This window comes from Clostridium ljungdahlii, assembly GCF_001636845.1.
GTDB classification, from domain to species: domain Bacteria; phylum Bacillota; class Clostridia; order Clostridiales; family Clostridiaceae; genus Clostridium_B; species Clostridium_B ljungdahlii_A.
In genome coordinates this window covers 333,473-357,734 of sequence record NZ_LITT01000023.1, presented here as the reverse complement: position 1 = coordinate 357,734, position 24,262 = coordinate 333,473, and the positions used below count along the sequence as shown (strand labels likewise).

Sequence of the window (24,262 nt, the reverse complement as noted above, 5' to 3'; positions counted from 1 at the left end):
ATTGTCACTTAGGCTTTTTCCGATAAGCAAATATTCACATAACTAATAAGAAGCCCAACTAAAACCCAAAATAACTTATCGACTCCCGTTACCGACAACATACTGATAAAATATGCCAAAAAGCAAAATTTGAACATCTCAGCTATACCATCATTATTCTTATACTTTTTCCCAATACAAAGCTTTAAAATCATTGAGTAAAGTACTAAAAAGCCAATACTACCCAAAATTCCATATTCGCAAAAAATCTTGACATAGCCTATATCATATGTGTTGGTAACTTGCCAATTGCCTAGCCAATAATAGCTTAATACCCCTCTCTTCATGGCGTCTGGTCCAAGGCCGACAATTGGACTCTGTTTAAAAGTCCAAGTAATACCTGACAGCTGTGCCATTCTAGATGTCAAACCATCAGCATTTGTTCCATAATTATCAATTGTTCCTGTTGATGGGGAAATGATATATACTAAAGATTTAAAAACATCAGAAATATAGTTCGATAATTCCGGTACAAATATTACAGCAATAGCAAATACCATAGCGGCAGAAATAATAAAAATCTGATATTTTTTCAACTGATTTCTTTTCTTTTGAAACAACATTATGCACACAACTAAAATAAACGCCACAAGTGTTCCTCGGGAGTTAGACAATACCAACGCAATTATGTTCAGTATTATACAAACCATGTATCTGAATCTATTTCGCCCACTATTTTCATAAAAATACATAGCAATTGGTATCATCACAGTGCAATATAAACCATAATATACTGCATGTCCAAATCCAGCTTCCAATCGCATCAATCCCATTCTGCTGAAATTGGCCATCAGCATTTCTCTGCTAACGGTATTCAAATAATAAAAAGGATTTTCGCCTACTAATAATCCTGTGATTGAAACGATAGCAACTACACCTGAAGCGTACACCATAACTTCCAAGCATCTAATCAATTTCTCCTTGGTAGTTACTGTACAAGATATAATCCAAATCACTAATACTTCTTCAATAAAAATACTCATCAGCTGATCTAACGCTGCGTTAAAAATTGTTGTCAAAAAGTATATACTGATTCCAATAACAATTGCAAAGTAAATAATCAGCTTTCTATTAATACCTGCATTCTTATTAGCAATAGACAGTTTTATTCTACCACGGCATTTATATATATAACTTAAACACAGTATCACTAAAAGAACTCTACTCATAGTAATTAACGGAAAACTAGCAGAAATTTCTATTGCAAAATAACTAGGCAAAACAATATAGCACACAAAAAACAAAAACAAAAATATTCCAATTTTCTTATTCTTTATCATAATTTCCTACTATGACTCACACGTTTATTTCGTGTATAACCATATGCTCCTTCCACAATAATCACATCTAGCATACAGCTTTAATTTGTAGCTTATAATATTCCCATATGCAAAATCAATTAAATATTGAAATGTGTCCTTCAAACCCTGACTTACGGACAGTTATTTGGGTAAATGATGGATATAAATGAAGTTTATATCCATTAGTATAAGTATACTTGTCCCGTATTTTTAAGTAAGTTTTTTACTTTTTTACCATGTTAAATATCGTAAAGTATAAAACTAAATTTTAATCTGCATTTTTTTCTATCAGAATCGTAACATCTATTAAACCATGCTAATCCACTTCTAAATAAACTGTATATTCTAACTGCCTTATTTTTTATTTTCTTAGTTACTCCTATTATTTTGCTCTTCTTATTTTTATAACAATCACCACCTCATACTATCATCCACGTATATGCTATACATAAGCATAGATACAGATTTTCAAAATATACAAAATTGTTTGTCCAGGTACCTTCCATATTAAATCCACTGGACTTTAGATCTCTAGACATTTCTTCTATATCAAACCTCTTTTTAATAACAAAGTTCCCCCATATCTATCAAAGTGGGTAAGGTCCAATACAGCTTGTTAGATCCTATCCTATTCCTTGTTGCTATAAATTTCATTTAATTACATGCCGTGGGTACGAATCACGGGAACAATTAAACATTCCCGCGAAAACGAATTTTGATTTCTGCCTTCCTCATAGAGAAAAAGTCGGCTATTCCACATATTTGGTTCAATATCGGGACTTAATTTTTCCTTTCACTTTATTCTGACCTACAATTTTCCTGTCTATGCTTCACAGCTTATATTACTATAAACAACACAAGACTCGGTACAACACTGTTGGCTAAGCTTTATGTTGACTGCTATTTCAAGCAGTAAGAATTTTATCGTCTTTCCAATGTGCAACCTTCATAGAACTGTACATCCTCAATTAAGGCAGAAGCTCTTTATATTATCATTTATAGAATATAGCTAATTGATGGTTTTAGTTCAAATATACTTACATATAATTTTGGTTTAGGAAGTCTATAAAAGTTTATCATTATTCTAAATGTATGACAGTGATAACTTTTCCTCTGATTCTTTAAGGGCCTAAATAATAAAATTTTATAATAACTGTTTCACATATTTGTGGTTACTGCTCAAAAATCACGTTGAGTATAACTACTTAACTATAACATCCAAATCATAACTGCTCTTTTAATCCAAATGCCAACAAAATATCTCCGACCAATTGCCTCTTTCTACGAAAAATCATAGAATACCTTGTAGCCAACGGCAAAATTGAAGATACTTTTTTCTTTTCCAAAAGCCCTAGTCTGTAACGATAAGCATTTATCACATTCTCAACTGTACCTTTTTTTACTGAATAATTCGGTACAGAATATGTCTGCATATAATTTATCATTTGGTTACCAGTGTCAATTTCATTTCGACAATTCTGTATTGATTTTTTAAGTGTCCTTCCCCTTTTCCTAGATTCATTATTGCCATGAATGCGATGAAGAATTGTAGACTCATGTAAAAAATAACATTTTCCATCTAAAGATCCAATTTTCCAGAATATGTCATCATGAGCACATCGATCGATATAGTATGGTAAAACTCTATTAATATATTCTCTACGAATTGCCATTGTACAACCAGAACATTGTATCATATAATTTTCAGCATTACATCCAAGTTCTATCTTTTCCAAAGTCGCATGGTCTGACAGCTTGGTAACTTCTGGTTTGTTTCCTCCATACCATACTGTTTCCTCTGATGCAAGTACCATTATTTCAGGATGTTGCTCCAAAATTTTCATTTGGCATTCTATTTTATCAGTAAGCCATATATCATCCTGATCACAAAAGAAAAGAACAGATCCTGTTATTAACGATATACCTTCATGGAAATTCTTTTTCCATCCCTTATTTTTTTCATTTTCATAAATAACCCAAGAATCATTCTTTTTGTGTTTATCAATAAAATCTCGAATAATACAAACCGTTGCATCTGTTGAATAGTCATCTACAATTACAAGTTCATCAATTTCACGGCTTTGTACTAATAATGAGTTAAGTTGTTCTTCGATATATTTTTCACCATTATATGTTGCCATTAAAACAGAAATTTTAGCTTTTCCCATTTGAAATTATCCTTTCTTATTTTGAAATTATCCTTTCTTATATAGATAACAAAAGAGAATGACACTTATTTATGCAGGACATATTTATTAAAGCGTCTGTTCCACTTTTTCCAATAATACAATCCCAGTGCATGCATCTCTTTTGAAAAATTATAGCTGTTATATCTTTGCATATCATTTAAAGTCACAGTCCCAGCGATTTTAGGATAAAGTCCTGTATTAGTAATAAAAAATATATTCGCATTTTTATCAATAAAAAGCCTTGGGGTTCTTCCTGAAAAATGAATATAAATGTATTCTTCTGTTTCTATATGAGAATCAACTGCATATGCACGATATATTTTATTATTTTCATAATAATAGATTTGGCCCTGAAATTTTTCTTGGTCTTTACTTTTCGGCAGATAAGCACATAACCGAAATTGATGATATTTTCTTGATATATCTGCACAATGGAAATCCTTATATGTTGATATATTGTTTGCATCAAATATTTTTTGGATGCCTTCACCTTCATCAAAGACACAATTTACTCTTGTTGTAAAAATGCGGTGATAATCTGGTCCGCCTTGCAAACAATATGCCCGATTTATTCGATCAACATTACGATATAAAGTCAAGTGTCCATTTTGATAGATTTTGTCATTCGTGTTGAGAATATTATAGTCAATATAGCCACGAATATCCCCAAAGATTTCATCAATGTCACAATGCCCCCAAAAATCGTATCTTTGAAGTAAATCACTAAAAATTACACCAAAAGCTGGCCTATAATCACATATTTTATATGCCTTATCCAGTGTAATTTCAAAATCAAAGCATTTTTGGACATTTTCTTTAAATTTTAAAAAAGGCATTGTGATAAAGTAAACATTCTTTACGTCCTTGACAAATTGATCGGTAATAATATAGAAATCAACTGTCGGGTTTGCATTGCAAGACAATATAAATAATGGAAAATGTTCAGGGAATTGACCAAAGTAGCATACGATAATTGCAATATTATATGTCATAACCATATTATTCCTTTACTCCTTTACTCCTTTATTCCTTATGATGATATTGTGCCAATATTGGCATACCTTATTGATTAGTCTGTGGCAACTACATTCACTACAATTGCTTCACCAGGTCGTGCCTTACCGTCACGGTGATCGTGCACAATCTTACTTTCGTACATACTATACTTTTTCTTGATCTGAAACTTCAACTTGTGATGAATGACCCACCATGTCAGTACCTAGATATACTTATACATAACCGGAGAAACCGAACCGATCTCCAATACTGACGGTTACAATGGCAGACCTTGTTGCAAATTTCTTCTTCCTACTGGCTGTTCTACAGATCGTCCAGATTGCCCATAACTTCTTTGAGTTCTTGGATTTCAGAAGCTCATTCCTGTGTTAACCTCATATACTTCCATTGCTTCTTCTCTTGTTAATTCTCTAATACAAGGAATATCACCATAAAAATAATCAGCATGAGTGGTACCCAGTGCAGAAATAGACATTCCTGCTTGTGCAAATGCCACAGCATTTACTGAATGAGCATGAACAACTCCACCAATAGTCGGATACTTCTTATATAATTCAATATGTGTAACCGTATCAGAGGAAAGCCTCCATTTACCTTCTACTACATTTCCATTTAAATCAACTACAACCATATTTTCAGGTGTCATACTATCATAATCTACTCCTGATGGCTTAATAACTAATAGACCACTTTCATAATTAATACCACTAACATTACTCCAAATACAAATCACTACACCTTTAGCAACTAAATCCATATTAGCCTTATAAACTTCTTCTTTTAGCTTTTCAAACATGATTGTCTTTCCTCTTTTTAAAGTACTTTTAAAATTCTGATTGTCTGTTCTAAACCATCACGTAAAGTATATCTTGGGACATAACCAAGTAATTTCAATTTACTTTCATCTAAAATTGCATCCATTGGCTTAGAAAATCCCTTCTTTTCAATTTCATTTGGTAAATCAAAAACTATTTTTGCTGATGCAATTTCGGCTACTACTCTTGCCATCTCTGCTATAGTTGTTGTAGATTCTGTGTTCGCCACGTTATACGCTTCACCATTTTTTCCGTGTAACAAAGTTATAAAGATTCCAGCTACAGTATCAGCCACATAGCAATAGGATCTACTTTGTTCACCGTTACTTTTTAATACGATATCTTGACCATTTAAACAATTTCTTATAAACTGTGCCACTACTTTATTATCTGTGTTTGTCATTGTTGGGCCATAAATATACCCTAATCGGGCAATTATTGCATATATGCCATACTCATCACAATAACTTCTGCATAATAATTCAGCAGTTCTTTTACTCTCAGGATAAGAAGAACGAACCTCATTAAAATCCACAATTCCTAAATTAGATTCAGCTAATGGACTTTCAGTGGTTTTGCCATAAACTTCCATAGTAGATGTTAATAAGACTTTTGTATGCTTATGTTTTTTTGCATAGTCCAATATATTTTTTGTACCTATGATATTGGTTACTATCGTTTCAGCAGGAAATTTTGCATAGGTACCTGGATCTGCACTGCTTGCTGCATTTATAATGTAATCAATATCATCATGCACAGCTAATGGTTCACAAACATCCTGCACCCATAAGGCAATACTCATAGACTTATAATATGGAAAACGCTTCTGCATTTTTTCAAGTGATCGACTTAGTGCTATAATTTTAAAACTTTTATTTAAATATTTATTTGCGTACACAAGAGTATCTATTATGAAAGAACCAATTAATCCTGTTGCTCCAGTGATTAAAATAGTTCCTCTATCTATAGACAATACGCCTGCCGCATACTTTAAATCTTTCTGATAATTATGATTTTCAAAAATATTCATCTTACTCATCACCAATTAATGCATCCATGAATCTTTTTTTGACTGTAATAATGCTTTAAAAATTTCTATATCTTCAGTTGTTGTCAGTTTCAAATTTTTTTCAGACCCAGCTGACATATACAACTTTCTGCCCAATTCAATATACATTGTGCAAGAAGCTACAGAATTAGTAATACCTTTATTCAAAGCTTCTTTATGTGCTGCAACAATATCATTAATAAAAAAGGACTGTGGTGTCTGTGTAATCTTCAAGTTATCTCTCGGTATTTGACTTTCCGATTCTATACCGTCCATTGTCTTAAGCATAGCAGCTGTACATGGAACCACTGTAATAGCGTTTCCATGCATACGACACACACGAATATTGTCAGAAATAATATCTGTTGAAACCATAGGTCGAATGGCATCGTGAATAAGAACAATATCATCTGCCTCACTATGCCTTTTCACTATATCATAGAGACCATTGCGAATAGAATCTTGTCCCTTCACACCTCCAGGTACTATGTTTTCAAGTTTAGTAATACCAAATTGTTTACTATAAGCTCTCAAAATATCATTCCATCCATCAAGACAAACTACTTCAATTGCATCAATATTAGGATGCTTCTGAAAAGCTTCTAAAGTATAAACAATTACTGGTTTATCATAAACGTTAATAAACTGCTTAGGGATATCCTGATTCATACGTGCACCGACTCCACCGGCAATAATTAAAGCAATGTTCATAATTTTGATTCCCCCAAAATAATTATTTTTTATTGTGTATAGAGTAATTTCCAAGATCTATAAATGAAATTCCGTGACGGCTTACTTGTTGTTCAACTGGCGGTAATTTCATATAGTCGCCATAAATTTCTCTCAATACCTGATCATAATTTTTAGGAATACACACATCTAAATTTTCGAATTTATGATATTTCATTTCTTGTAAAAATTTTCTATCTTTTAATTCTTTTTTATATGAATATGCCCCACACATATCTACGACGCATTTTGTTACTACATCATTATAAGCGGTCATAATTTTCATACAGCTATCTTTCCATGCATTGACTGTTCTAATTTTTGATATTAGAAGCAATATTCTATATAGCAATTTCTTTATTCTGCCAACATCACCAATTGAAAATCCGCAGCGTAATAATAAGATTTTTCTTATAACATAAATTCTAATTTCCTGTATTTTTCGTAAAATATTACTGTCTGGTGCATTATCAAAAGGGAAAACGTCAATAAATATGCTATCGTCCATCAATATATCTTTTGACAGTTCTTCTCTATAATGTGTTCCCTTGATTTTCAATTTTAGAAATGGAAGCGGTGATGCAGGATCTATTTTCCAATCATATATTTTATACTCTGAATCTAATTCAATATAACAAGCCTTTATAAACCGCTGATAATCTTTTCTAAACATTCCAACATCAATATCATCATCCCATGGAATAAAACCATTATGTCGAACAGCACCTATTAATGTACCACCAACAAGAAAATAGCTAATATTATACTTTTCACATATTCTCTTTAACTCACTCAGTAAATCAAGTTGTGCATATCGGACTTTCTCTATATCTGCCATATTATACTATCCATTTCTATATTTATTTCTTCATCTGTGCATCGATATCTGCATCAACTATTTCTTTACCAGTTTTTTCTTTAAGCATTTTTTTAGAAGCTACTGATAAACCATCATTAATAGTTGCGTACATATCACATGTTGAACAAGCATCTAATTCTTCATTTGTCACCTTACCGTTACGGTAATCGCAAACAACCTTATTTTCATACATACTGTACTTCTTAGAAGTCCAAAATTTTAATTTATGACATACTACCCACCATGCTGGTTTCCAAATATACTTATGCATTGCAGGAGATACCGAACCAATCATCCAACATTGACGGTCACAACAACGTACTTTCCTACGTACTTCATCAGCCTGTTTGCTCTTCCAAAGTTCTTCCCATGTAGTACATTCATTTAAATTTCCCATGACTTCTTTATCTTTAGTACCATTACATGGCATTACATCTCCATAAGGATCAATAAAGAAAGTATCAAATGCCATATCACAAGGAAGTAACCGTTTCTGTCCATATATATAATTTATAAGTCCATGATTAAAATACGCTCTAAACCACTTTTTCGGGCTATTTGATTTCAATAATTCATTAATGAGATTTTCAAATTCTTTAGCAACAATAGGTCGATCGTGAATAATATTTTTCGCTTCAACAAAATAGAAACTATTATGTAATGATGCCGTAGCAAATTCCATATTCATCTTATCAGAAAGCTTATACAACTCAACAAGGTCTTTTGCATTAGCATCCTGAACTGTCATACCAAATCCAACATCTTTCATTCCCATTTCAACTAACTTTTTGAGAGTTGTATAACCACGGTTAAATCCATCATCTAAACCACGGATTTTATTATTAGTTTCCTCTAATCCTTCTATAGAAATACGAATACCAATATTGGGAAATTCTTTGCATAGATCTACAATACGCTCTGTAAAAAAGCCATTAGTTGATATTACTATTCTATCAGATTTCTTATATAACTCTCTTACTATATCTTTCAAATCAGTTCGAATAAATGGTTCCCCACCTGTAATATTTGTAAAGTACATTTGTGGAAGTTTTCTTATTGTCTCTAATTTAATTTCTTCTTCCGGCTTAGACGGTTTTTTATATCGATTGCACATATTACACCGTGCATTACAACGATATGTAACTATGACTGTACCATTTAACTTTTTCATACAATTCTTCAGTCCTTTATCTTTGATAAATGTCTATTATTTTCTTGTAATATTTTTCAATTATATCAAATTTTATATTCTTACAATTGTTACTATACGTATTCATTAATTCATTATTGGACCAAAGCTTACTTACTTTTGTTTTTAACTCTATAATATTACCACTCTTAAATAACTCACCGGTTTGTCCAACTTGAATTAATTCTGGTATACCACCAATATTAGCCCCTAATACAGGAGTTCCATACATTTGACTTTCCATAACTGAAAACGGACAATTTTCATACCATTCAGATGGATAAATAGAAAACCTTGCTTCACGTATCAGTGTTTCTAATTCTTTTCCTTTTTTAAATCCTACATTTTCGATATTTTCAACTTTTTCAATTTCTTCTTTCAAAGGCCCCATTCCCGCAAATATGAAATGAATATCTGGCAACATCTTACATACTTGAATTAACGTTTTAATGCCTTTTTCCTCTGAAAAACGACCAAAATACAAAACGTAATCTTTCTTAGTAACATCTTTCCATTCAACTTTGTCTATAAAATTATGTAATGCTACAGTTTTTGGAACAAATAATGGATTTGTATCCATCTTTGATTTCATAAATTCACTACAACAAATAATTGTATCTATATATCGATATATTTTTCTATTATTCCAATATACGGCTTCCATCGTACCAATAGCACTCTTAGCAGTAGACCCATGAATGCATTTTCCTTTGGTACAATTCATAAATTTTCCTCCAATACACTTCTCACAATTTTCATGTGTATTTGGATTATTCATCATATGATTTGGACATAATAACTGGTAATCATGTGCGGTAAATACAATTTTTACTTTTCTATTTGATTCTTTCTCATATTTCTTTATTTCTAGTATAATGGAAGGGGTTAATTGATAATTGAAATTATTCAAATGTACTACATCTGGCTGAAAATCTTCTAATACCAATCTAATCTTCTTTCTTGACTCGGACGAATAAATTGTTTTAATTGGATAAAACAATTTAGAAAGTTTACTTCCTCCGTGAAAATCCATATTTGACGTATATGATTCAACATGATTACCGACGCAACGGCCCTCATGTTCCATACCGAAATATTGTACTTCATGACCTTGTGAAACAAGACATTCCCCTAATTTAAATATATATGTTTCTGACCCACCATTTCGATGCAGAAACTTATTTACCATTAATATCTTCATCAATTTTACCTCTATGATTTATATAAAAGCACAGTCTGGTTAACTACATCATCCCAACTATACTTATCACAAATATATGCACTTGCATTTTTTTTATAATACTGAACTAATTCCGGGTTATCACATAATTTTTGCAATTTATCTTTTAAATCTCCTACATTACTCTTTTGAAAACTTACTGCTTTATCTTGTATTACCTCAGTACATTCTGAAATATCAGAAACTAAACAGCAATTTCCATAGCTCATAGCTTCTAATAAACTGATTGGCATTCCTTCAAGGTCTGAAGGAAGTATGTACATATATGCATTTGAATATAATTCCTTCAACACTTGCCCTTGGACAAATCCAGTAAATAAAATTTGTTTGTCTTTTTTAGCAATCTCTTTTATATTGCTGATGAACTCATCTGTATCAGATGAACCACCTGCAATCACCAACTTTTTATCTGTCTTTACTTTCAGAAATGCCTCAACTAAATACTGTAATCCTTTCTCTGGTACAATTCTGCCAAGAAACAATAAATAACTATTTTTTTCCAAATTCCATTTTTGTCTTATTAATTCATCCGTATGAATTTCTGGCTTATTGATACCATTTGGAATATATACCGTTTCGCGGTTATATGTATCTTTAAAATATTGTTGAACATTTTTGCTTAAAACTATAATTTCATCAGCATATTTAGCAGCTATTTTCTCACCTAATTTTAAGTACCAAGTTGCAAATCTACCCCATTTATTTCTTGCCCAATCCAATCCATGAATTGTAGCAACTGTTCGAATTCTAAAAAGATGTGGTATAAATAACATAACACATGGGCCTTCCGCGTGGTAATGTATGCAATCGTAATGACCAAATATTGCTTTCATAGTCGCAAAAAATGATGAAGTAACAGCTGCTAATCCTTTACGTTCTATAGTAGGAACTGTAACAATGTGTATTCCCTCATATTCTTTGAAATCTACATTATTACTAACACCATCAAATTTTTTACCACTTACATGATGTCCTTTTCTACTATAAGCAGTTACAGAATATCCTTTTTTAACCATTCTTTTGGATAACTCTTCAACTACTATTTCTATACCACCTTCACGCGATGGTATTCGTTTATGCCCAATCATAGCTATGTTTAATTTTTTTTTAGATATTTTTTTCTTTTTCATAAACTTCTATTACTATACACTTTCTAAAAATTATCAGCTTTACTGCCCTTTGAAGAACATAAAACTTCATAGTATATCTATATCTTCCTTACAATTTCTACACCAACACTAACATCCATAACCCTTCCAAAAAACTCTATTTCTATTACTGCTTTTCTTTTATGCCTATCAATTCTTTTTATAGTTCCTTCATAATCCTTCATTGGGCCATCTGTTATTATAGTCTTGTCATTTTCTATATATCCATAGGACATTTTAATAAAATGCTCCTTTTTTCCAAACCTCGTTAAAAATTCTATTTCTCTATCGTATAGAGGTATTATCTCATTTCCATCTCCAAGAATTTTAATTAATTTAGGAATCCTTTTCACACTTAATAGCAAATCATCTATGTAGTCACTAATCATAAATATATATCCAGGGAACAATATTTCATTTGTTATATGCCATTTACCCATATATTTAATCTTCTTCTCATAATAAGGGATAAAACATTCCTCTAGAACACTCTTAGATATCAGCTTATTACAAATAAATTTTATCTTTTCTTCCTCTCCTGTTCTAACTTGAACTGCATACCACATAATTGTCCTCCTTTGGGGCAGGCTTCGCCCCTCCACAGCTAAAATACAATTTTTTAACTGTGAATTTCATATATTTATGGCATTTAGATAATCAAAACGCGGCAGCGAGACGATTTTAAGTATCTAAAATTTGTATTATAATGCAGGCTTCTTAGCTCGCATTTTTATCTCCAAAGAATACACCTAAAGTCCTAAATATAAGTTTTATATCTAGCATCGTACTTCTGTCCTTTATGTATTCTAAATCCAATCTCATCCAATCATCAAAATCAATACTGCTTCTACCCATTACCTGCCAGTAGCACGTAAGTCCAGGCTTTACAAGAAGCTTCTTCTTTTGATACTCGGTAAACTTTTCTACCTCATGTGGAAGATTAGGTCTTGGGCCAACCAGTGACATATCACCTTTAATTACATTAAACAATTGGGGAAGTTCATCAATGCTAGTTTTTCTTATAAATTTACCTACCCTTGTAATTCTCGGATCTTTTTTTATCTTAAACATAGGTCCTGTCATTTCATTTTTACTTTGAAGCTTGTCCAAAAGTTCTTCTGCATCATCCACCATAGAGCGAAATTTATACATTTTAAATAGTTTTCCGTTTTTTCCAACTCTCATTTGAAAAAATATAGCAGGTCCCTTAGAATCCAGCTTGATTGCAATAGACACCATCAGCATCATAGGAGAAAAGACAATAATGCCCATAAAAGACAAAATTAAATCTATACATCTTTTAATAAAATAATAAGCAGCACTTTTTTCATACTTCTCCACATTTTCTACTGTTACTTCTATAGATCTGCTTTGCAGTTCTGTCATATAATCCCCCCAATACATATGCTCTTTTAGACAAAATCTTTATATGCTGCTTCCTTCAAATCTAAAAATAGCTTTATTTATTATATTCAACCTATGAATTTTAGCCATCACATTAACATAACCAAAAGTAGGCCTGCCAATAAAAACCTTTACGAGAAATTTAATTCAATCCTTTTCCCCAGTTAAACTTCTCATAAAATTCTTCATCTCATCTGAGACCTATTGACTTTACACTGACATTTTCTTTTGCAATTTATTAAATTTAATTTCAAAAATCATATATCTTAACTAACTTATCCATGCTTTTCACTAATTACATTAATATAGCACCTTACTATTTAATTATAATACCCTGCTTAAATATAGACAACCTTTAAATATAACTTATTTGTAAATTTTAATAAAAAAATGAGGAAAATATCCATCTTTAATCTTAACTTTATTGCAATTAAAAATAGATAATTTTTAATACATTATTACCTTTTTTAATACAATTTTCATTTTAAAAAATAGCGTCTGGATTTGCCAGACGCTTCAACTTTTCATTTAGGCTTTCTAATTGAAATTTGAACTTATACATAAATATACTAACAAAATTAGAATCACACTTAAAAACTTTTTGTATAAGTCTTAGTGAGGTATTTTAGAAACTTCACGTAAAGCTTTCTAAACCTAAAAATAAGCTTATGCGCAGAAATATTTTACAATAAGCAAGTGCATTTAAATATTTTTGACATAAATCTAAGTAGAACATTTATTTAAAACTTAGGGCTTTTGAATTGTTTGAGGTACGAGTTTTCAAAAGCCCTTAGATTTTTATAAATTTTTTCATACTTACATATAAGCTTTCTAATTGAAATTTGAGCTTATACATAAATATACTAACAAAATTAAAATCACACTTAAAAACTTTTTGTATAAGTCTTAGTGAGGTATTTTGGAAAACCTTAGAAGCTTATATATGTCTGAGGTACGAGTTTATATAAGCTTCTTTAGATTTTCAAAATACCGAACTTTAGACTTATTAAAAGTTTTTAGTGTGATGAAATTTGTTAGTATATGGCTGGTATAAGTCAACTTTCAAACTAGAAAGCTCTTTAAACTCTCCAGGGCTTTCCTCTTTCTGTATACCGCCGTTCTATAAGAGATTCCCTCTTTTTCAGCATACTCATTTAAGCTTTTATTTTCAATATAGTACCAATATATTAAATTTCTTTTATCCTCAGGAAGCTTGTCCATAGAGTTCTTTAATTTAATCATTAGCTTTCTTTTTATCAAGTCCTCTTCAATATTTTCACTTGAAGCTATCATATTTATGAACTCGCACCCTTCATCATTTTTGCTGTAGAGGCTGCAGCAGCTTACTTTCCTTATATTGGTTCTTATCATGTTATAGAAGTTCTTTTTAACAGAACTTTTTACATAGGCAGCAAATGGATATTTGGAATTTATATCATACATTCCAATTGCCTTTATAACAGAATACCGCCCTTCCTGTATCAAATCATCCATATCATATCCCTTTATGTAGGTACACTTTGCCATATTAATTACCATACCATTGAATTTACTGCATATATTCTCTACTGCATTTTTGTCTCCACTTTGGGCTCTTTCAAGTAAAATTTCAAGCTGTAGATTTTCCATACTTTTCTCCCCCTATTTTCAGATTTCATCAAGTCCGATTTTTAAGTAATAGTTTCTTCTAAGCTTGTTCAACTTTTTCCTGAGCCTATACACTCTCTGCTTAAGTGCATTATAATTGCAATTGTTTTTTCTAGAATATTCCTTTAAATTGTCATAGTGAATAATTAAATGCATAGTTTTTCTTTCTTTTTCATTTAATTGTCCATTAAGATACTCAAGCATTTCCTTTAAAATAATTCTATTTAATATTTCATCTTCCATAGTCATACTGTTTTTATGCTTAATATAAATATAATCCATTGCATTTTCTTCATTGAAATCGTTTTCTAAATTTAGTGTAATATTTTTCACCTTACAATTACTATTTATAGCATTTACTATTACACTTCTTATTATCTTTATGTTGTAGCTTGTAAATTCACTCCAGGTACTTCCCCTGAATTTTTCACAGTATACAATCATTTTGTGAAGACATTTATTTGTTACATCTGATTCATAAATACTTCCATAATGTTTAAACATCTTTTCATCATAAAGTTCTTTTATAATTTTTATAAAGTGTGTTTCTAGTCTAGCTATCCAGTAAGGTTCTTCATTTTTAACTCCCTTTATAAGCTCCTTCAGGTGGATGTCATTTTCCATAGCCATTCCCCCAATACAGTATTTTTAAAGTAATCTTTACAACGTAACCTCTATACCATTTATAATTGAAATGCGTACTATGTAAATTAAGCTAAATATGATAATATATGCCTTATACTATATAAGACCATATTTTTCCTATAAAAGTAACACCTTTTATCTAATTTTTTCAAATAAAGTTTTAAGAATGCAATTAAGTAAGGGCTTTCAATATATGATTTTTTGCTTATAAAAACTAGCGGATTTAGACAATACTAGTCTAAATCCGCTGCTTTTTACTTACTTATGCCTATTTTACCTGAAGTTCCGTAGTTGAACTATCTAGAATATGTGCTGCATCTATGGATTTCAAATCTCCACTTTTTGAAGTAAATACGTTTTTTGCAATAATTGCAGTCATAGCATTTTTTACTTCCAGGTCTGTGATACCCTCTTTTACATTTTCAACTTTTATGGAAGTTTTTTTACCTCCTTCATTTAAGAAACTCATAACTAATGACTTACTCATATTTTTCCCACCCTTCTTTTCAATTCACAATTCACAGTTTACAATTTTAAGTTTAAGCAGTTACTGTTATGGAATTCTGATCTTGTTTTACAAGTTCATTTAATGTTTTTCCAAGAAGCTTTTCTATTTCCTTTGCGACATCGTAGATATCCTGGTCTGCAGCAGTTGTCTTGATGTTTGAAAACCTCTGTTGTTTAATTACCTCTTTGCCCTTGGCATCTAACCCATCCTTATACTTTAGTATTAATGAAGTTTGTAATATTGTTGACTTTACAGCCATGTTTATCAACCCCTTTCAAGTAATATATATGCACCTTTTAAAAAAGAGGCAAAATTTTTTCAAAAAAATAAAATGGTTAGAATATCTAACTTACAATTCCAACCACTTTTTAAATATATGTTATTTTTTTGTCTTCTTCTTTTTCCTTTTAATTTTAGTTCCATCACTGCCGTAATAGTAATGATAATAATAGCCGTAGTAACCTTTTTCCTTTATCTCCAGCTTATTTAAAACTACTCCTATTATATTGGCATTCACCTTTGTTAAAAGTTCCTTAGCCTTTACTGCTGCTTCCTTTTCTACCTGGGAAGATGCTATAACGAGCAGACACCCATCTGCATAACGGGACAAAAGCTGGGCATCTGTTACTGCAACTACAGGAGGCGTATCTATTATTATGTATTCATATTTTTCCTTTAAGTCCTGTAAAAAGTTCTCCATCTTCTTTGATCCCAAAAGTTCTGATGGGTTAGGCGGTCTGGTACCGGAAGTTAACAGGTTAAGGTTTTCTATACCTGTTTCCTTTACAGCCTCTTCAAATTTAACTTTACCAACCAAAACATCCGACAATCCAACTTCATTTGAAGTCAAGAATATCTTGTGAAGCCTTGGCTTCCTCTGGTTACAATCTATTATGATTGTCTTTGATCCTGACTCTGCCATGACAACTGCCAAATTTGAGCAGGTAGTTGACTTTCCTTCTCCAGGCCCAGAGCTTGTGAGCATTATAGTCTGTATCTTCTTATCAAAAGAAGAAAACTGAATATTGGTTCTAAGTGTCCTATAAGCTTCGGCAATAGGATCTTTAGGATTTTTTACAGTGATTATATCTGGTTTTTCCATTGTCTTCACTCCATTTATCTCTCAGATGATACTTTTATCTATCTTCTCAAAAAACTGAAAATACCCTTTCTCTCTTTTATTCTTTCCTGTGGGAGCTGTATTATTTCATTTTTCAGCATTTTTTTGCAATTGTCTAGTACTTGTTCTTCTATATCCTTGTTAAATCGTGAAGCTTCTTCTAGAGCTTTACTAATCCCTGGGCATCTTCCTCCTGTGGAATGGGCATCTGAAGCTATAAAGCTGCATGTCCCACTTTCTATGAGAAGTTCTGCAGTTTTTTTTACCTTTTTTCCAAACAAGCCCAAAACACTTCCCGTATTTACTTGAAGTAAACATTTTTCATTCATAAATTCATTTATTTTAGAAGGTGTGTCTATAATGTACTTATACCTTTCAGGATGAGCCAAAATTGGATGCACACCTCTTATTTCAAGTTCATATATAATATCCAGGGCATTTTTGGGTACATTCATCATTGGGAGCTCTACCAGCATGTAGTTAGTTCCTTCAATACATCCTATTTCCCCTGACTTAAAATTTTCAACGGTATGCCTGTCCAAAAACACTTCCTGAGCTGAAACAATATTTACACATATATTTTCCTGCTTAGCTTCATTCCTCACCTTGTCTACCAATTCAAGCACATCTTTATAGCTTTTCTCATAATAACCTTTATAAAAATGTGGGGTTGCGGCTATAGTTTCCACTCCATCTTCTTCTGTGAGCCTCAGCATATTCATTGTATCTTCCATGGATTTTGATCCATCATCTATACCAGGAAGTATATGACTGTGTATATCTATCATGCTATACCTCTTTTCAACTCTCAACTAACTATTAACTATTAATTCTTAACTATTAATTATTTACATGTTTCCTTTTGGTATTATTCCTATTACAGGTATTCCTAGAGCCTTGTTTACATCTTCTTCTGTCTTTATAGTATTGTCCATGTACTCCAGCATAAAGGAAAATCCAATAGATCCCATAAGTCCAACAAAGAATGCAATTGCCATATTAAGCATTTTTTTAGGCTTTACCGGTTTATCGGGAAATTGAGGCTTATCCATAATTTGTATATCTCCACCCGTTGGAAATACTCTTTTAGATTCAGTTATAAAAGAATTTGATACTGCATTTACCATGTTTACAGCCTGTGATGGATCTTTGCTCTGTCCTTTTATTTCTAAAATTTGTGTACCTTGCTGTGGTGTAACTGTAATAATCTTTTGAAGTTGTCCTGCACTTACAGAGCCATTCATCTTATTAGAAGCACTTTCCATAACAGCATTTGATCCTGCAATTTGTGCATAGGTCTTTACCAAATTCTGATACATCATAACATCATTATATTGAGTATTGGATTTTTGGCTGTTTTGAGGTTTCCCAACTATTATAGTAGTACCTGCCTCGTAAGTTGGCTTTATTACAAAAAAGCTTAAAATACCAGCTAGTAAAGTACAAGCTACTGTTACTATTACTATAAGTCTGAATCTCTTTTTCAATATATAATAAAAGTCTCTAAGATCTAGTGTTGTTTCTTCTTCCATTAAGATATTCCTCCTTGAATTTGGCGTAAATTAATTTCCTATCATACTGCTTAATATACTTACAGCAGATGAGTCTACATTGGAACCTACAGCAGCTTTTAGTTCAGCTTTTTCCTGAGGAGACAATTTACTATAGGCAGCCCTAACACTACTTTCTTCAGAATAGGGATTGTATGAAGAATCCTTCATATTATTTACGATAGATGCCATCTGTGATATAACCGCTTTTTGGCCTCCAGTACTTACAGCACCTGAAGCTGCATTAAGACCGCTCGATAACCTATTTAAGGCCTGTTGTCTTTCTTGTGATACGGCACTTTTACTGCCTGTATTACTACCGTTCGATTGATCACTGCTATCCTTTGTTTTCGTACCTGTACTTCCATTATTAGTTTTCGTAGAGGAATCTAAATTCTTTACATTAGAAAAATCTTTTATAAAGTTTTGTAATGAGCTACTTATTTTCCCTTTAAGCATATCTTCTATATTAAGCTGCTTTTTTTCAAGAGTAACTAAAAGCTTCTGATCCTTTACATTTATATTCTTAATGCTTATTGGAAGTCCACTAGTACTAATAGTTATAGAATCCCCTTCAAGAGCCATTCCACTTTTCAACTTAGGTTGCAATTTCTTTAATACATAAGACTTTGGTAAAGTAATCTTACCCAGCTTAAAGTATTCAGGATTATATATTATCTTCCCATTTTCAAAAGAAACATCACCCTGAGATGACAAAAACAGATTAAAGTTTTTATAGGTAACAGGTACTAAAAATACCATTTTATCATCTTTAAAATCTGCTTCCACTGACTTTATTACAAGGTCACTAGTTTTATACTGCTTAAAATATAGGGATATAACTCCATTCACCTCATCTTTTGAAAGTTCTGCAGTTCCACCACTTTCCTGAGCTTTTAACATTTTGTCCAAAAGTCCTGCTTGGAACTTGTATTTAGGTGAACTGTAGGATGAATTCCAAAAAACAAGTTTAGCAAAGACTGCTACTGACACAACCAATAAGGCAATTATAATTAAAATAACTGGTTTTTTTCTACTTTTCAATTTACCCATACTATTTTCTCCTAAAATTTAAAAATGATTTAATAAGTTATCCTTAAATACATCACTTATTATAACATATTTAAAGATAACTTATTTACAAAAAAATTTTATTTAATTGATGTAAATTAAAACTTTATAATCCAAATTTACTTCTAATATAATCCAAACTTACTGGCAAGTGTAATTCCTTCTGAAATACTAACTCCAGCATTTACCACAGTAGTCTTCAAGCTGCTCTTTTCATCATGTGTAAGGTTATTATAAAGCTGTTTTACATTCTGAGCATCTGCATTCAAATTATAATTTGAATCTGCCTCATATTTGTCTAAAGCAGTTATAATATCTGAAACTATGGTTTTTTGATTATTATCCAATTTAGAAGTATCCATAGATTTAAGTTTACTTAATACCGAACTCAAATTCGCATCATCTGAAGAAGATGACCCACCTGAAGATGATCCTCCCCCAGGTGTTGAAGGATTTTGTATGATGATTCCTGATACAGTCTGCTCCACAATACTTACCAAACTGTCAGGAACTGCCCCAGCTCCACCTATAGCCGTAATACTTGCAGTTTTAGGTACATTTGACTTTATAAAATCTTCCATTCCAGAATAAAGTGTATTGTAAGTCAAAATTATAGGTGAAGATTTTTTTGCCGCAGCTGCAGATCCAGAAAGGGCATCCGCAAATTCATTTCCAGTAGGACCATCTCCTTCTACTACATATAAATTATCAAAGTCAATACTCCCTTTAAAATAAGACAATACCTTTACATTTGTATCAAATCTATTTTGACCACTTATTCTAACAGCTGCAGGCAGTCCTGAAATAGCACTGTCACCTATAACTCCTTGTCCGCCTATCACATAGGAGTTCTTTATAGAGTCTTTATTCTGATTTATATAATTTTGTACAGCATCAGACAGTGAGTCCTTTCCCGTCAAAAGTATAGGCATACCTTGATTTGAAGCTATAGGAGCAATGGAGAGAGCATCTGCAAATCCATATCCTGAAGTTACAACTACTTTAGTAACATTTTCCAGAGAATTTGCCACAACTACAGAAGTTTCAAATCTATTTTGTCCTCCTAAACGCTGTACATTAAGTTTCATGGACTTCAACTCATTTTCTATATCACTTGAAATGGAGGCTTCTCCACCTATTTCTATTACATGAGTTGCCTTAAGCCTTGTTATTTCACTTTTAACACCTTCATTTAACTCTTTGCTTCCAGTCAAGAGTATAGGTGCATTGTATTTTTTTGCAACAGGTGCTGCACAGAGGGCATCTGCATAACCTTCACCGCTGGCAAGTACTACGTAGTCAGAAGATGCCCAACTATTTTCAGATACAGCAGTAGAAGTTGCATATCTATCCTGTCCCCATAATCTACCAGATGCTGCAAACACATTTTGCCCTGCAGCAAATACTGTAGAGGAGGCAATAAAAACGCTAAGTATTAGTTTTGAAATTATTTTATTTCTTCGTAACATAAGTATCCCCCTTATTCAATTTACAATTCAATAGTAAGTCTTAAACTCTATTTTGTCTACCACTATCGTCTTACATATTGTGGTAATTTTAAGAATTTCTATTATATTTATACTTATTAATAAAACTCAGGTTTTAGGCCTGAGTTTTATTGAACTTTTCAGTTTTAGTTAATATTAGATACGTCTATTATAAAATGTCCAGCACTATTAGCAAAATTAATAGTATATGTTCCACCAACTCTACTACTTGGGAAAATTATATCCACTAATTTATTTGCATTAGCTTCATGTGACCATCCAGAATCAAACATTTCCGTACTATCCTTATATATATTACCTATGGTATACCCGTGATATTTAATAATTGTATCTGTAGAAGAATCATTCTTAAAATAGCTACTTATTTTTGTAGTTAAATCATTTTTAAATGCTTCATATCCACTAATAGTACCATTAGTACCACTATATTTAGGTATCTTGTCCTCTATATTAGTCGCAATTAAATGTCCCGAACCATCAATATAGTTTGATCCTAGACTTGATAAAACTGTTTTTAAGTCCTTATTACTATTTCCTATAGTCAAACTTCCTAATAATTGTTTATTGTATATCAAATCTAATTTAGCATTAACTTTAGCTACATCATCTTCTATTGCCTGCTTGTCACTATCAGTAAGTTGTCCATTACTATCTAAATATTTCTTTTGTGCATCTGTAAATATATCTTCCACACTTCTATCATTTTTCTTTAATTGTACATTTATAGATGTATCGTTAGAACTTCCATTTGGTTTTATTTCAAAAAAATCATTACAATACTTACCTGTATTTATATCTTTTACAAATTGTTGATAATTTACATCATTAACTATTGCACCATTTAACAATTCACCACTAAGAGGTACACTTGATCCACCTCCACCTGGTGTTGGTGGTGTTGATGGGTTTCCAATACTACCTTTAATATCACTGGCAACTGAATCAGGTATACTAGCTGTTCCTCCTAATACCGTAAGAGTACTAGTTGTAAGTCCCTTTTCCTTAAGGAAACTTGAAGTAGCAGAACTTATTGTTTTTCCTGTTATTACAAGAGGATTCCCAAGTTTAGCAGCAAGTGCTCCACCTGTAAGTGCATCTGCAAATTCATTACCTAAAGGTCCATCTCCAAGAGCTGCATAGATACCGGTGAATTTAAAACTTGAAGCAAATTCTCTGAGTACAGCTACATTTGTGTCATATCTAGTTTGTCCACCCAATCTTTTTGCTGATGGAAGTGAATTTAAAATAGAATCAGCTATAGAAGCTGTACCACCTATTACATAAGTTTGAGTTATTTGTGAATGTGCTTTAAGATAGTTTGATATTACATCTGGTAAACTACCTGCTCTACTTAAAAGTATAGGCATTCCATTTATAGCTGCAGCAGGACCTGCTGAAAGGGCATCTGCATAGCCTTCACCGCTGGCAATAACTGCTTTCGTAGGTGTTCCAAGCTTTTCTGCTATCTTTTCAGAAGTTTCAAATCTGTCTTGTCCACCTATTCTTTCTACATCAGTTACCTGTGCTTTTATGCTATTTAAAACGCTGTCAGGTACTACTCCTGTTCCTCCAATTACAATTACATGTTTTACGTTTAATTTTTTAAGTTCATTTAATTCATTTTGCTCTAAACTGTTACTGCTGTCACCTGTAGTTAAAAGTATAGGTGCATTGTTGGCTTTTGCAAGAGGTGTAGCACAAAGTGCATCTGCATAACCTTCTCCATTTGCCACTATAGCATAATCTGATGAAGTCCAACCTGAATCAGCAACTTTTGCAGCTGTTTCATATCTGTTAGCCCCACCTACTCTGTTCACACCAGAATCTGCAGCCTTTACCCCTGTGGAAACTGCCGTAGTAGTCACAAGTAAAGATGCTATACTGCAGGCTGATAGAACTTTTTTGCTCTTTTTCTGCATAAATAATCCCTCCAATTATTATATAATTCTTCATAAATTATTTAACACAACATTGAGTAAATCATTACTTTACAATTTGTTACATATACATTATAGTTCAAATATATATTTTTTTAAATGTTATGCAAAAATTATACACATATTTATATTCGTACAATTTACAATTTTCTATAGGAAATTGTAAAAATTATTTTCTTTCTAAATTGACCTTACCGTTTATCTTAACTAGCTTATATGCCACAGACCATCCATCTAGAGCTTGATTTTGTTCTGGATGTACATCTGTAGGAAATGCAAAATTACATATCTTTGCTCTATAAGGACTTACTGTAAAATCTTTCAATTCAAAACTTTCAGATTTAACAGCTCTCTTTTTAGCATCCAATATAGTTATAGGAATTTTATCTATAGTAATAAACTGTTTTGCAGCATTTCTCATAACAGCAGTTACTAAAATATTACCACTTGTTTGAATTCCAATACTAAAAGTGGATATGCTAAATTGTCCTTCTTCCATTTCAGGAAGTTCAGCTAAAAATTTATTGAAAACCATCTTGTCTTCATCACTTATTCCTTCAGGAAGTCCTTCATATATAGGCCTTATAGTAGATGTAACATTAAATTGTCCACTTAAAGCAACTTGCCAATCATCCTGCGGTATCTTGTCCACATTAACATTCTTCTTATCAAAATAAAGCTTTATAGGTCTTGCAGAATGAGGTGGCATTTCTCCAAGACAGGATAAATTGAATTGCTGTGATGCCAAAATATCTCCCTTAGAATTCTTGATTGTAAAAGGTATCATCTTTAAATTCAATTTATCTGAAAGACCATTTCTTACATATATTTTAACTTCAAGCTTGTCTCCTACATCATAAGCATATATACCTGATACATTAAGTTGTCCCTCTTTTATAGGTGGCAATTCTTTTATTTCATCTTCAAAAATCTCTTTTTGCACATCTGAAACTACATTTTCTTCTTCATCTAAAAGCGAAAGAACTGTGGAAACATATTTTTCACCGTCCTGTGCCTTGTCTTTATGTGCTTTTTTAACCATATTATACCTCCAAATCCATATAATAAATCCTACATTAAATAGTTTTTACTCATTTTAATAATATCTTAGTTAAATATATCATTACCGTTTTCCATTGTCAATTTTCAATTACTAATAAAACTATGGATATGATTGATTTGTGATAATGTCTTAGTATAACGTGAGTTCGAAGAGCAAAATCGAAATATTTAAGGTATAAAAAAACCCATCAAAATGTTTTATTATTATAAGTGATGAAACAAACAAAATAAAACAA

The 24,262-nt window shown here is 31.8% G+C and carries 22 protein-coding genes and 1 pseudogene; all 23 read right to left on the bottom strand.

Features of this window, described 5'->3' with window-relative positions:
- Positions 1-8 precede the first annotated feature (8 nt).
- On the bottom strand, positions 9-1,319 hold the full coding sequence (locus tag WY13_RS11310) for an O-antigen ligase family protein (protein ID WP_063555756.1): 1,311 nt from the start codon (positions 1,317-1,319) through the stop codon (positions 9-11).
- Positions 1,320-2,563: 1,244 nt separating this feature from the next.
- The gene (locus WY13_RS11305; RefSeq protein ID WP_063555755.1) at positions 2,564-3,508 is read right to left on the bottom strand and encodes a glycosyltransferase family 2 protein; all 945 of its coding nucleotides are present in this window, start codon (positions 3,506-3,508) and stop codon (positions 2,564-2,566) included.
- A 65-nt stretch (positions 3,509-3,573) separates the two neighbouring features.
- The gene (locus WY13_RS11300) at positions 3,574-4,527 is read right to left on the bottom strand and encodes a DUF6625 family protein (protein ID WP_063555754.1); all 954 of its coding nucleotides are present in this window, start codon (positions 4,525-4,527) and stop codon (positions 3,574-3,576) included.
- A gap of 380 nt (positions 4,528-4,907) precedes the next feature.
- Positions 4,908-5,342: pseudogene (locus tag WY13_RS11295) on the bottom strand (class II aldolase/adducin family protein); the annotation flags it as partial.
- 17 nt (positions 5,343-5,359) lie between these two features.
- Positions 5,360-6,391 (bottom strand): NAD-dependent epimerase/dehydratase family protein, encoded by a 1,032-nt coding sequence (locus tag WY13_RS11290; protein ID WP_063555753.1) that lies wholly within the window; start codon positions 6,389-6,391, stop codon positions 5,360-5,362.
- 15 nt (positions 6,392-6,406) lie between these two features.
- Complete coding sequence (locus WY13_RS11285; RefSeq protein ID WP_063555752.1) at positions 6,407-7,120, bottom strand: IspD/TarI family cytidylyltransferase; 714 nt, start codon at positions 7,118-7,120, stop codon at positions 6,407-6,409.
- Between the two features lie 22 nt (positions 7,121-7,142).
- A complete protein-coding gene (locus tag WY13_RS11280; RefSeq protein ID WP_063555751.1) occupies positions 7,143-7,976 on the bottom strand; it encodes a LicD family protein in 834 nt (277 codons plus the stop codon).
- 22 nt (positions 7,977-7,998) lie between these two features.
- Positions 7,999-9,168, bottom strand: coding sequence for a radical SAM protein (locus tag WY13_RS11275; protein WP_063555750.1), 1,170 nt, complete (start codon positions 9,166-9,168; stop codon positions 7,999-8,001).
- Positions 9,169-9,184: 16 nt separating this feature from the next.
- Positions 9,185-10,387 (bottom strand): glycosyltransferase family 4 protein, encoded by a 1,203-nt coding sequence (locus tag WY13_RS11270; protein ID WP_063555749.1) that lies wholly within the window; start codon positions 10,385-10,387, stop codon positions 9,185-9,187.
- An 11-nt stretch (positions 10,388-10,398) separates the two neighbouring features.
- Positions 10,399-11,556, bottom strand: a complete 1,158-nt coding sequence (locus WY13_RS11265) for a glycosyltransferase family 4 protein (protein ID WP_063555748.1) — start codon at positions 11,554-11,556, stop codon at positions 10,399-10,401.
- Positions 11,557-11,633: 77 nt separating this feature from the next.
- Positions 11,634-12,140, bottom strand: a complete 507-nt coding sequence (gene loaP, locus WY13_RS11260; protein ID WP_063555747.1) for an antiterminator LoaP — start codon at positions 12,138-12,140, stop codon at positions 11,634-11,636.
- Between the two features lie 151 nt (positions 12,141-12,291).
- Positions 12,292-12,960, bottom strand: coding sequence for a sugar transferase (locus tag WY13_RS11255; RefSeq protein ID WP_063555746.1), 669 nt, complete (start codon positions 12,958-12,960; stop codon positions 12,292-12,294).
- A 1,080-nt stretch (positions 12,961-14,040) separates the two neighbouring features.
- Entirely contained in the window at positions 14,041-14,607 is a 567-nt protein-coding gene (locus WY13_RS11250) for a sigma-70 family RNA polymerase sigma factor (RefSeq protein WP_063555745.1), read from the bottom strand.
- Positions 14,608-14,625: 18 nt separating this feature from the next.
- Positions 14,626-15,249, bottom strand: a complete 624-nt coding sequence (locus WY13_RS11245; RefSeq protein WP_063555744.1) for a sigma-70 family RNA polymerase sigma factor — start codon at positions 15,247-15,249, stop codon at positions 14,626-14,628.
- Between the two features lie 289 nt (positions 15,250-15,538).
- Positions 15,539-15,757 (bottom strand): DUF2922 domain-containing protein, encoded by a 219-nt coding sequence (locus WY13_RS11240; RefSeq protein ID WP_063555743.1) that lies wholly within the window; start codon positions 15,755-15,757, stop codon positions 15,539-15,541.
- A 52-nt stretch (positions 15,758-15,809) separates the two neighbouring features.
- Positions 15,810-16,037, bottom strand: coding sequence for a DUF1659 domain-containing protein (locus WY13_RS11235; protein ID WP_063555742.1), 228 nt, complete (start codon positions 16,035-16,037; stop codon positions 15,810-15,812).
- 120 nt (positions 16,038-16,157) lie between these two features.
- Positions 16,158-16,880: a CpsD/CapB family tyrosine-protein kinase gene (locus WY13_RS11230; protein WP_063555741.1), complete on the bottom strand. Its 723-nt coding sequence runs from the start codon at positions 16,878-16,880 to the stop codon at positions 16,158-16,160.
- A gap of 38 nt (positions 16,881-16,918) precedes the next feature.
- A complete protein-coding gene (locus WY13_RS11225) occupies positions 16,919-17,686 on the bottom strand; it encodes a tyrosine-protein phosphatase (RefSeq protein ID WP_063555740.1) in 768 nt (255 codons plus the stop codon).
- A 60-nt stretch (positions 17,687-17,746) separates the two neighbouring features.
- Positions 17,747-18,430, bottom strand: coding sequence for a YveK family protein (locus tag WY13_RS11220; protein WP_063555739.1), 684 nt, complete (start codon positions 18,428-18,430; stop codon positions 17,747-17,749).
- Between the two features lie 30 nt (positions 18,431-18,460).
- Entirely contained in the window at positions 18,461-19,501 is a 1,041-nt protein-coding gene (locus WY13_RS11215; RefSeq protein ID WP_063555738.1) for a hypothetical protein, read from the bottom strand.
- 143 nt (positions 19,502-19,644) lie between these two features.
- Positions 19,645-20,988, bottom strand: a complete 1,344-nt coding sequence (locus WY13_RS11210) for a cell wall-binding repeat-containing protein (protein WP_063555737.1) — start codon at positions 20,986-20,988, stop codon at positions 19,645-19,647.
- Positions 20,989-21,152: 164 nt separating this feature from the next.
- Positions 21,153-22,946 (bottom strand): cell wall-binding repeat-containing protein, encoded by a 1,794-nt coding sequence (locus WY13_RS11205; RefSeq protein ID WP_063555736.1) that lies wholly within the window; start codon positions 22,944-22,946, stop codon positions 21,153-21,155.
- 187 nt (positions 22,947-23,133) lie between these two features.
- Positions 23,134-24,006 (bottom strand): SLAP domain-containing protein, encoded by an 873-nt coding sequence (locus tag WY13_RS11200; RefSeq protein ID WP_063555735.1) that lies wholly within the window; start codon positions 24,004-24,006, stop codon positions 23,134-23,136.
- Between the last annotated feature and the right edge of the window lie 256 nt (positions 24,007-24,262).